At 64.1% G+C, this 7,569-nt stretch carries 8 protein-coding genes; 2 read left to right on the forward strand and 6 right to left on the reverse strand.

Going from position 1 to position 7,569, the window contains the following annotated elements:
- Positions 1-5 precede the first annotated feature (5 nt).
- From AC0L23_RS09560 to AC0L23_RS09575, 4 genes are all read right to left on the reverse strand, one after another.
- Positions 6-383 carry a DUF1850 domain-containing protein gene (locus AC0L23_RS09560; protein ID WP_198293337.1) on the reverse strand — a complete coding sequence of 126 codons (378 nt, stop codon included), beginning with the start codon at positions 381-383 and terminating at the stop codon, positions 6-8.
- On the reverse strand, positions 380-2,491 hold the full coding sequence (locus AC0L23_RS09565) for a TRAP transporter permease (RefSeq protein ID WP_085384262.1): 2,112 nt from the start codon (positions 2,489-2,491) through the stop codon (positions 380-382). The genes AC0L23_RS09560 and AC0L23_RS09565 overlap by 4 nt, the downstream gene beginning before the upstream one ends.
- Before the next feature lie 161 nt (positions 2,492-2,652).
- A complete protein-coding gene (locus AC0L23_RS09570; protein WP_018453126.1) occupies positions 2,653-3,600 on the reverse strand; it encodes a TAXI family TRAP transporter solute-binding subunit in 948 nt (315 codons plus the stop codon).
- Positions 3,601-3,762: 162 nt separating this feature from the next.
- On the reverse strand, positions 3,763-4,242 hold the full coding sequence (locus AC0L23_RS09575; RefSeq protein ID WP_018453125.1) for a hypothetical protein: 480 nt from the start codon (positions 4,240-4,242) through the stop codon (positions 3,763-3,765).
- Between the two features lie 194 nt (positions 4,243-4,436).
- Here AC0L23_RS09575 and AC0L23_RS09580 point away from each other — a divergent pair, with 194 nt between their 5' ends.
- Positions 4,437-4,739 (forward strand): hypothetical protein, encoded by a 303-nt coding sequence (locus AC0L23_RS09580; protein ID WP_026232467.1) that lies wholly within the window; start codon positions 4,437-4,439, stop codon positions 4,737-4,739.
- Positions 4,740-4,898: 159 nt separating this feature from the next.
- On the opposite strand, the gene AC0L23_RS09585 is transcribed toward AC0L23_RS09580, so the two are convergent.
- Positions 4,899-6,113, reverse strand: coding sequence for a hypothetical protein (locus tag AC0L23_RS09585; RefSeq protein WP_018453123.1), 1,215 nt, complete (start codon positions 6,111-6,113; stop codon positions 4,899-4,901).
- 70 nt (positions 6,114-6,183) lie between these two features.
- Positions 6,184-6,813 (reverse strand): NUDIX hydrolase, encoded by a 630-nt coding sequence (locus AC0L23_RS09590; RefSeq protein WP_085361123.1) that lies wholly within the window; start codon positions 6,811-6,813, stop codon positions 6,184-6,186.
- A 66-nt stretch (positions 6,814-6,879) separates the two neighbouring features.
- Between AC0L23_RS09590 and AC0L23_RS09595 the strand changes: the two genes are divergently transcribed.
- Positions 6,880-7,305 carry a PaaI family thioesterase gene (locus AC0L23_RS09595; RefSeq protein ID WP_085384272.1) on the forward strand — a complete coding sequence of 142 codons (426 nt, stop codon included), beginning with the start codon at positions 6,880-6,882 and terminating at the stop codon, positions 7,303-7,305.
- Positions 7,306-7,569: the final 264 nt, after the last annotated feature.

Below are 7,569 nucleotides of genomic sequence, written 5' to 3' on the forward strand. Positions count from 1 at the left end.
CCTTATTATTGTTCTTTGCAGACGATCATCTTTGTGACGTTAGCACCAATGGGATGACCGACAATCTCGGACAACGTCCGGCACTTGCCGTCATGGCATAGCCGCCATTCGCCAGCCGCGTCCGAATTGCCCAGCACGACCTCCGGCATCGGCGCGCGCGCGGGCCTCCATTGAAACCAGCCGTCGACGAGGCGCGCCTCGGGCGGCGGCTCCATGCCGGGGCCGGTGCCCTTCACGCGTGCCTGCACCAGTTCGAGCCCGGCGGGGGTGACGCGCCAGTCTTCCTGCCAGTCGACCTTCGCGATCGAATGCGTCCACACCAGTGTGAACGCGGACAGCGCCAGCGCCTTCAGGCCTGAGGCTGTGACGAGGCAGAGGCTCACACCGCCTCGACCGGCGCCGGCGGCCGCCGCCGCCACTGCCACAGCACGATCGCAGCGGCGAGCAGGAAGCCCGCGGTGTCGCTGAACGGGAAGTCGCCGAGCAGGCACAGCGCGGCACCGAGCGCGACCAAACGTTCGAGGAACGTCAGGCGCGTGAACAGGAATCCGATCGCGACCATGCCGAACAGCGCGATCGCCACCAGCGCCTTGACAGTCGCCAATGCCACCGCGCCGTAGAAGCCGAGCTTGGCCGCCATGGGATCGCCGCCCTGCAGCATCAGCGCCGGCGAATAGACGAAGATGAAGGGGATGACGTAGCCGGCGAGCGCGATGCGCATCGCCTCCCAGCCGATCTTGTCCGGATTCTCCTTCGCGATCGGTGCTGCGGCAAGCGCGGCCAGCGCCACCGGCGGCGAGAGGTCCGCCATGATGCCGTAATAGAACGCGAACATGTGGCTTGCGATCAGGGGCACACCCAGTTTGGCCAGCGCGGGCGCCGCGAGCGCTGCCGTGATGATGTAGGTCGGGATGGTCGGGATGCCGGTGCCGAGCAGGATCGACAGCAGCATGGTCATGATCAGTGCCAGGAACAGGCTCTTCTCGCCGAGATCGATCACCCAGCCGCCGAAGATGGTGCCGACGCCGGTCTGCGACATCATGCCGATGATGACCCCGACGATGGCGCAGGCCATGCCGACGGTGATCGCGGATTTGGCGCTTTCAGCCAAGGCATCGCGGCAGGCGCGCAGGGCGGAAAATCCGCCACGCACGAACGCAGTGATCACGATCAGCGCGACGACGACGCCTGCGACCGGCACGATCTGAAGGCCGTCGCGCGAGAGCGCCGCGACGACGAGCGCGAGCCCGATCCAGAAGACATAGCGGATCGCCATCGAAGACGCGCCTGTCGTGATGGCGGTGCCAAGGATCAGCGCCACTGTGAGCGCGAGGCCCATGCTGCCGGCATAGAGCGGCGTAAAACCTTCGAACAGCATGTAGACCAGCGCCGCGAGCGGCAGCACGAGATACCAGCGCGTCACCAGGGCCTTCCAGGCGCTCGGAATCTCCGAGCGCTTCATGCCGGTGAGCCCGTGCTTGCCGGCCTCCAGATGCACCATCCAGAAGGCGGAGGCGAAATAGAGCATCGCGGGAATCGCGGCCGCCTTCACGATCTCAGAATATTGGACGCCGAGCGTCTCTGCCATGATGAAGGCGACCGCGCCCATCACCGGCGGCATGATCTGCCCACCCATCGACGCTGTCGCTTCGACGCCGGCCGCGAACGCGCGGCGATAGCCGAACCTGATCATCAGCGGAATCGTGAACTGGCCGACGGTGACGACGTTGGCGACGCCGGAGCCGGAGATCGTGCCCATCATGCCCGAGGCGAACACCGCGACCTTGGCCGGGCCGCCGCGGGTCCTGCCGAATAACCCAAGAGAAACGTCGGTGAAGAGCTGGATCATGCCGGCGCGCTCCAGGAACGAGCCGAACAGGATGAACAGGAAGATGTAGGTCGCCGAGACGTAGATCGGCACGCCGTAAAAACCTTCGGTGCCGAACGACAGATGCGTGACGATCTGGTCGAAATCATAGCCGCGATGGTTGAGCGGTGACGGCAGATACTGGCCGAAGAACCAGTAGACGAGACAGGCGCCGCACATCAGCGGGAGCGCTGCGCCCATCAGCCGCCGCGTGCCCTCGAAGATCAGGACGGCGAGCAGCGTGCCGACCACCAGATCGAGGCGCGTCGGATCGCCGTCACGTGCGATCAGATCCGCATAGAAGATCCATTGATAGAGCCCGCACAGAAAGCCCATGCCGCCGATCAGCCAGCCGATCGCGCGGCCGAAATCGCTTTTGGCGGTGAAGTTGCCGATCAGGCCGAAGGTGAGGAGAATGAGGAAGCCGACATGGACGCCGCGCACCACCTGGCTCGGCAGATAATTGAAGGCCGCGACATAAAGCTGGAAGATCGCGAAGGCGATGCCGATCCAGTAGGCGAGCGTGCCCCACCAGCCCGGGCCAAAGCCTTCCGGAAAACCGTGCTCGAAATTGTCGAACTCGACCTTGATGGGCTCTTGAGCGCCCTCTGCCTTCTCCAGCATTTCAACCCATCCCCAATCGTCGAGCGCTTATAGCATTGGCACGGTCCATCCGCGCCGTCATGCCCGGGCTTGTCCCGGGCATCCACGATCTTTCTCGCCTGGCCTTAGAACGTGGATGGCCGGGACAAGCCCGGCCATGACGTCCGATAACGAGGCCGACGTTACTTGATCAGCCCCTTTTCCTTGTAATAGCGGATCGCGCCGGGGTGCAGCGGAACCGGGCTGCCGCTGGCGGCCGTCTCGAGCTTGATCTCCTTGCCGGCCGCATGCGCGTTGGCGAGTTCGGGCAGCGACTCGTAGACCAGTTTTGTCATCTGGTAGGCGAGATCGTCCGACACCGCCGAGCTGGTGACGAGGTAGTTGACCACCGCCGCAGTCGGCACGTCCTTGTCCTGCCCGGTGTAGGTGTTGGCGGGAATGGTCGCCGCGATGAAGGGCAGGCCGATCTTGTCGACGGTCTCCTTCGGCACCGACACCACCACGATCGGGCTCGAGGTCGACAGATCCTTCAGCGAGGCCACGCCGAGCCCGGCCGATTGCAGCGTCGCGCCGAGCTGGCGGTTCTTCATGAGGTCGACGGATTCGGCAAACGGCAGATACTCGACCTTGCCAAGATCCTTGTAGCTCATGCCGGCCGCCGCCAGGATGGCGCGCGAATTCAGCTCCGTGCCCGATTTCGGCGCGCCGACCGACAGGCTCTTGCCCTTGAGATCCGCAAGCGTCTTGATGCCGCTCTCGGCAGTCGCGACGATCTGGATGTAGTTCGGATAGATCGCGCCGATCGTGCGCAGCTTGTCGAGCTTGGACTTGAAGCCTGCTTCCTCGTCGCCATCCCAGGCCGCTTTCAGCGAGTCACCCAGCGTGAACGCGATCTCGCCGCGACCCTGCTGGAGCAGGATCAGATTCTCGACCGACGCCTTGGTGGCCTGCACCTGCGTCTTCACGTTAGGAATCTTGTCGCCGTAGATCTTCCCGATCGCGACCCCGAGCGGATAGTAGACGCCGGAGGTGCCACCGGTCAGCACATTGATAAAGGATTGCGCCTGCGCGCAAGGTGCCGAGGCCGCCAGAGCAAGAGCCGCGGCCACGCCGAAAATCGTTCGTTTCATGATCTTTCTACTCCCCAAACCGGCCGGAAGTTGGCCGGATGAGGGGGGCGGGTCAACCCATCCAAAAGTCAAAACAGGACTGCAGTAAATGGCTGTGCTGGTTCGATTTTTGGGGAACTCGCCAGGTGCGGCGAGGTGGCGCAGCCAGGTCTGGTCAGCCCCTCACTGGAAGGTCATGTCCAGGCATTTGGAGATGTCGGAGCCGAGGCCGGAGGAGATGATGATGCAGCCGCGCACCTTCTGCGCGCCGACGTCGGCGGCCCACACCGAGTAGCCGCCGGGGCCGAAGAACGAATTGGTGTTCGGCGGCTCGGTCTCGGTCGCGTCGAAATCGTAATGGCCGTCGGTGTCGAAGATGCGCGGCTTCTTGGTACAGCCGCCGTCGGTCTGGACGTTGATGACTTCCTTGTTGTCCCGGGTCAGCGCCAGCGAGACCTGACAACGGAAATATTCCGAGGTCTTGGTGTTGAAGAGGTAGGTGTATGACTTGCAGGTCGCGGTGTTCAGCTTGCCCGGGGCCAGGCCGCGGCTGCACGAGATCCTCTGGTTGTGGCTGAGCTGGTAATCATCGGCACGGGCGGCCGGCGCGAGCACCGTCAGCAACAGGCCGGCGGCCCAGCAAGCTTTAATGACGAGGTTCATTCGAATCATCCCCTACCCAATGTTTTTGTCGAATTGCGTTCTAGACGGAAAGCGGAACATAGTCGCGCGGGGACGAAGGGAAAATCACAAACTGCTCGGCAAGACGTGATGCGCTGCGGCGCTTTCGCAAATTGACCTGAAAGCGCCGTTCGTGATTTGTTCAAGCCGGGAGCCTCGATGGGGAGGATAGGGTGATGGCATTTTCGACAAGGATATTTTTGGTGACGGCCGTGCTCGGCGCGTTCGCTGCACCCGCATTGGCGCAGACCGCTGCAACACCTTGGGAGCTCAAGCCCGACACCGGCTACGCCTATGACAAGGACGGCAAGACCTTCTCCTACAAGATGGGCACCAGCAATGCCGGCGAACTTCTGAAGGGCGCCAAGAAGGTGCCGAAGGGCACGCTGTTCTTCCTCGGCCACAACGGCCAGCTCTACATGCGCAGCGGCCCGTATCTGGAAGGCGACGGCAAGTTCAAGTTCGGGTCGGATCAGTAGGGCGAGGTCGCGGCGACGCCACACACTGCTGTCGTCCCGGCGAAGGCCGCGACCCATACCGCGTGATCCCTCGATTGCGTACGGCCGCAGTACCGAACGACCGTCCTCCCAAACTATGCCCTGTGGTGATGGGTCCCGGCCTTCGCCGGACGACGCCGCCTAAAACGCCCCCGCCAGCTCGCGCGCGCCGGCGTTGTTGCTGTTGCTGTCCATCCTCGTATCCGTCACCGCCAGCAGCTTCGCCACCGTGTTGTGGCGGATCGCGACCGGGTTACGCTCGTAGCCGCCGCGCTGGAAGAAGTTCGAAGTCGGCACCTGCTCGCGCATTACCTGCGGCATTGTCACCATGTCGAGGCCGGTGCCGTCGCCGGTGAGGTTCATCATCTCGAGCTCGGCCGCGCTGAGCGGGCGGTTGTAGCCCTTGGCACGCGCGAACAGCACCGAGGTGAGCAGCTTGTGAGTCTGCAGCATCGGCCCGATATCGATGTCGAGCACCATGGCATGCATGGCCCAGCCCTGCGCGGTGTTGCCGATCTTCTCGTGCTCCGACCAGGTGTCGGGCACCGACTTGGCGTGCGCCACCATTTTCTTGAGCACAGTGAGCTTGTGCTCGAGCGACTGACGCGCCGGGCCTGAGGTCCGCGCCACCTTGTCAGAGAGAGCGCGGATGAATTCATGGCCTTGCTCGGCCAGCAGCTCGACGCTGTTGGTCGTCAGCAGCTGGTTGTAGCCCATCGCGGTCGAAATGGCGCGCTTGCCGCCATGTTCGATTCCCGCCTGCACGTCGTAACTGCCGGTGCCGCCGGTCTCGAACGCGTAGACCCGCACCGCCTGCTCGCGCGTCAGCCCCGAGGCCAGCGCGTAGCGTGCATAGACGCGCTTGAATTCGACTTCGTTGGCCGGCCGCTGTGGCGTGAACTGATAAAGCTCCTGCGCCGCGCGCAGCAGATCGGCGACCACCGGGATCGGCTTTTTCGTCGGGCGGTCCGGGGTTTCCTCCGGCTCCGGATTCACCGGCCGTTTCGGCCCGTTATAGAGCGGCGGATGCTCCAGCACGTAATCGTCGAGCGTGACCTGCTGCCCGCTGCGCCGCTTGGCATTACGGCCTTTCCGCTTCTCGGAGATCTGACTCCAATAGGCGCCGGCTTCCTCGTCAAAGGCCGCGCGCGCCGCCTGATACTCCTGCAGCTTGCGGCGATATTCCAGCACGGCGGGCGACACGCCGCCTTGCGCAAAGAACTGCGACAACAGCTGGGCATTGGCATTGCGGACGGCCGGCGGCAGCGCGTCGGATTCGCCGCCGCGCACGGCAGGCGCGAGCAGGACGAGCGCGAGTGGAACCAGTCTCACGGCATTTCGAATCGATTGATGCATGCTGCCCTCTTAGCAGGCATCCGGTAACTGTCACGTTAACGCGCCGTTTACCTCGTTTTCGCCCCTCGCGTCATTTCCAGGCGAGTACCGGCTGTTCCAGCTCGGTGACGCGGGTGTGCCGTCCTGCCAGCACTTCGCGGAACTGGTAGATCAGGGCCGCCGTCGGTGCGTGAATCAAGCTCGACTGATGATGGAAACGGATCACACGGCGCGTGCTCTCGGGGATCGCGACGAAATCGAAGGCGTCGGCGCGCTCGACCGTCGCAAGCGCGATGCGATGGACGGAGGCGACCTCGTCCGGGTTTGGTTTGATCGCGGCACTATCGGCGGCCCAGACCACGACCGGCGTGATCAGATAACCGGAGCGGGTCGGATAGTCATCGAGCGTGCCGAGCACCTCCGCGCCGGTGAGGCGCAGGCCAAGCTCCTCGTCGAGCTCGCGCAGTGCCGCCTGGACCGGCGTCTCGCCGGCATCGCAGCGTCCGCCGGGAAGAGCCCATTGGCCGCGATGGGCGTGCAGATGCGATGCGCGCAGCGTGAGCAGGAACGCCGTGTCATCGCGCTCGCTGGCTGCGGTCAGCGCAATCACCACAGCGGCACGCTTCAACGCCGCCGGCGCCTCATCCTCCGGCAGCCGCGTGAAGGCCGCACAGGCAGCCGCGATATTCCGCCGTGTGGCATCGTCGAACGGTCTCATCATGCTTGACTACACCACGTCCGGCCCCGATGAAACGAGATCGCACGACCCGCTCAGGAAATGGACGACATGACCAACAAGACCGCCGCGAGGCTGAAAGCAGACGGCTGGACCATCCTGGAGACCACGGGCTTCATGCACCTGATCGGCCCATTGTGGGAGCGCAAGGTCGACGGCCAGTACGAATTCGCACTTGCGACCGAGGACAAGCACCACAATCGCCGCGGCATGGTCCAGGGCGGCGTGATGATGACGTTCGCGGACCGTACCTGCGGCATGACTGCCCGCTATGTCTCGGGCAAGGAGTTCATGGCGACGGTGCAGCTCGACACCCATTTCGTCGACGCCGGCCAGATCGGCGACATCCTGATCTCCCGCCCGCGCGTGGTGCGCTCGACGCGCAGCCTGATCTTCATGAGCACGGAGGTCAGCGTGGACGGCCGCTGCGTGGTGATGGCCAATGGCGTGTTCAAGATCTTGAAGGGGCCGGGGTAACTCCACACCCAACGCTGTCATTTCCCGCGAAGGCGGGGAATCCAGTACGCCGCGGCTTCTCGATTGAACTACAGCCCTCTCGGAATACTGGATCGCCCGGTCAAGCCGGGCGATGACAGCTGAGAGCGTAGCAAGCATCTCCGCCAACCGCGTCATTTGGGGGGCCCCCCCCGCAAAAAACCAGCCCCCCCCGCCCCCCACAGTGGTTTGGTTTGGGGGGCGGGCGATAGAGGGGGGGGGAGGGGTTGTGGTGGCCCACAAAAA

The sequence above is a fragment of the Bradyrhizobium sp. MI1.4 genome (genome assembly GCF_055811315.1).

Coding starts and splice junctions, on each gene's coding strand:
- AC0L23_RS09565 (WP_085384262.1), bottom strand. CDS start 2,491: ATGCTGGAGAAGGCAGAGGGCGCTCAAGAGCCCATCAAGGTCGAGTTC.
- AC0L23_RS09570 (WP_018453126.1), bottom strand. CDS start 3,600: ATGAAACGAACGATTTTCGGCGTGGCCGCGGCTCTTGCTCTGGCGGCC.
- AC0L23_RS09575 (WP_018453125.1), bottom strand. CDS start 4,242: ATGAACCTCGTCATTAAAGCTTGCTGGGCCGCCGGCCTGTTGCTGACG.
- AC0L23_RS09580 (WP_026232467.1), top strand. CDS start 4,437: ATGGCATTTTCGACAAGGATATTTTTGGTGACGGCCGTGCTCGGCGCG.
- AC0L23_RS09585 (WP_018453123.1), bottom strand. CDS start 6,113: ATGCATCAATCGATTCGAAATGCCGTGAGACTGGTTCCACTCGCGCTC.
- AC0L23_RS09590 (WP_085361123.1), bottom strand. CDS start 6,813: ATGATGAGACCGTTCGACGATGCCACACGGCGGAATATCGCGGCTGCC.
- AC0L23_RS09595 (WP_085384272.1), top strand. CDS start 6,880: ATGACCAACAAGACCGCCGCGAGGCTGAAAGCAGACGGCTGGACCATC.